We start from the raw sequence: 2,614 nt of genomic DNA, 5'->3' as shown, positions 1-2,614 counted from the left end.
CCCGGCAAACTGAAGCTCGCTCCACTGGCCCGCCCCGGTCTGCACCACGCCCTTGAGCCGCAGCACGCCAGCCGGCATGGCCTGCAGCCACGCCTGCAGGGCCGTCTCGGCCAGCACCCCGGGCGGCTGGCAGGACCAGGTCTCGAACTGCCGGCCATGCATGGGGCGCGCAGTGCTGGCACCCCATGAAACTTCCCGCACGCCACGCAGCAGGGCTGCGCCACTGAGCAGCTCCACGGGCACCCGGGCTTCGTGCACATCGCAGCGTTGCGCGGCTGGCGCGTGGCTGGCTATCCAGCCGTGCACGCGCTCCAGGGTCCGGGCTTCGGCCAGATCGGTCTTGTTGACGATGACCAGGTCGGCCCTGGCCACCTGGCGCTGCAGCGTGTCGGCCAGCAGCGGATCGGCCGCCTGCCCGGGCAGGGCAGCGGCATCGACGACCACGATGACGCCGTCCAGCGCCAGTGCGGGATCGGCCAGGCCCAACTGGGCAATGCGCCAGGGGTCGGAGACGCCGCTGGCCTCGACCACCACGGCGTCGAAGCGCTCGCGCTGCTGCAGCACGCCGATCAGGGCCATGGACAGGTCATCGCCGATCTGGCAGCACACGCAGCCATTGGTCAGTGCAATGGTGTCGCCGCTGTGGGCCTTGATCAGGCCTGCATCGATGTTGAGCGCACCGAAGTCGTTGACCAGCACGGCCAGCCGCTGGCCATCCGCATGGCGCAGCCAGTGGTTGAGCAGCGTGGTCTTGCCGGCGCCCAGGAAACCGCCGATGACCGTGAACGGCAGCCGCTGCCCCATGTCATGCCGCCTTGAAGACGCGCCCCGACAGCACCGTGCCCCAGACCTTGAGGTCCTTCAGCACCATGGGGTCCAGGGACAGCGGATCGTCCTCCAGCACGCAGAAGTCGGCGCGCTTGCCGCATTCGATGCTGCCGATCTCGTGGTCCATCTTCAGTGTCCAGGCCGCGCCCAGCGTGACGGCATGCAGGGCCTGGGCCACGGTCAGGCGCTCGGCAGCGCCCAGCACGCGGCCCTTGGGCGTGATCCGGTGGACCGCGCACCAGGCGGTGAACAGCGGCCCCAGCGGCGTGACGGGCGCATCCGAGTGGATGGCCAGCGGCACGCCGGCGGCCAACGCGCTGGCGCAGGCATCGAGCCGCATGGCGCGGTCCGGCCCCATGGTCATCTCGTAGTGCTGGTCGCCCCAGTACCAGATGTGGTTGGCGAACAGGTTGGCGCACAGGCCCAGCGCCGCCATGCGGCGAAACAGCGGCGCATCGATCATCTGGCCATGCTGCAGCGTGTGGCGGTGGTCGGGCCGGGGGGCGCGGGCCAGCACGCGGCCTATGGCGTCGATGGCGGCCTCGCTGGCCTCGTCGCCATTGGTGTGCGTATGGATGAGCAGGCCTGCGCGGTGGTAGGTCTCGAAATCGGCCTCGTACTGCGCGGGCGCGGTGACCCAGATGCCGTTGGGCGCGCCGTTGTAGTGACCGGGCCAGCGCAGGCGCGCCGAAAAGCCCTGGATGGAGCCGTCCAGCATCATCTTGACCAGGCCGTAGCGCAGCCGGTCGGTGTTGCGCGCCATGAGCGTGCGCACATGCTCGGCACCGGCCTCGGCGCCATGCGTGCCGTGAAACGCCTGGAAGGCGGGCAGGATGCGGATGGGCACCTGGTCGTCGGCCAGCGCGGCCTCCAGCACGCGGCAGTCCTGCTCGCCCAGCCTGTTGACCAGGTCGGTGGCGGTGGTCACGCCCTGGCGGCAGGCCAGGCGGGCAAAGGAGCGCACGCCGGCCTCGGTCATGGGCGCCAGCAGCCCGGCGTTGCCGATCTTGCGCAGCACCAGGAACATGGCGGCCGGCTCCTGCAGCTCGCCCGTGGGCTCGCCGGCCAGGGCGTGGCCGGGCGCAAAGCGCACCACGCCCTCGACCTCGTTGTCGCGCGTGATCTCGGCCAGGCACAGCATGGCGCTGTTGACATTCATCAGATGGCCGTTGGCGTGCGAGATCACGATGGGACGGCCTCCTGCAGCCCGGTCCAGGTGCTCCACCGTCATGCGCTCGCCGCCAAAGTAGATGGGATCGAACCCCCAGGCGATCAGCGGCTGCCCGGGCGGCAGGCCCTGCGCATCCATGCGCGACGCCACCTCGGCCAGGCGGTCCACCACGGCATCCATGGAGCGCAGGCCGGGCCAGGTCTTTCCGTCGGGGTCGCGCCGTTCGAACCAGCCCGTGTATGTCCAATCCCACATGCTGCCTTCCTTGAGGTGACAGTGACCCTCCACCAGCCCGGGCAGCAGCACCTGGTCGGCAAAGCGCTCGTCGATGCGGCATTCGCCCCAGGCCGTGCAGCGCGCGAGGTCCCCGACAGCGAGGATGCGCCCGTCGCGCACGGCCACGTGCGTGGCCTCGGGCTGCATGGGGTTCATGGTGATGATCTTGCGGGCGGCGTAGACGGTGATACTCATGGTGGCGGGTGCTCCGGGTTCAAAGGGCCAGCGGCGCGCGCGGCACGCCATAGATGTGGTCCACGCGGATGCATCGCACCCAATGGCCGGGGGCGGCTTCGCGCAGCGGTGGCGCCTCGGCCGAGCACGCAGGCACGGACGCGG

At 70.4% G+C, this 2,614-nt stretch carries 2 protein-coding genes; both read right to left on the bottom strand.

What is annotated here, in order from left to right; translation table 11 throughout:
• A partial coding sequence (locus L995_RS01550) for a CobW family GTP-binding protein (protein WP_047468485.1) occupies nucleotides 1–804 on the bottom strand: 804 nt, incomplete at its 3' end.
• Nucleotide 805: 1 nt separating this feature from the next.
• Nucleotides 806–2,470, bottom strand: a complete 1,665-nt coding sequence (locus L995_RS01545) for an amidohydrolase (protein ID WP_047468482.1) — start codon at nucleotides 2,468–2,470, stop codon at nucleotides 806–808.
• Nucleotides 2,471–2,614: the final 144 nt, after the last annotated feature.

Source organism: Delftia sp. ZNC0008 (genome assembly GCF_000799035.1).
GTDB lineage: Bacteria > Pseudomonadota > Gammaproteobacteria > Burkholderiales > Burkholderiaceae_C > Comamonas > Comamonas tsuruhatensis.
This window is presented reverse-complemented; position numbering and strand designations above follow the sequence as displayed.

Coding starts and splice junctions, on each gene's coding strand:
- L995_RS01545 (WP_047468482.1), bottom strand. CDS start 2,470: ATGAGTATCACCGTCTACGCCGCCCGCAAGATCATCACCATGAACCCC.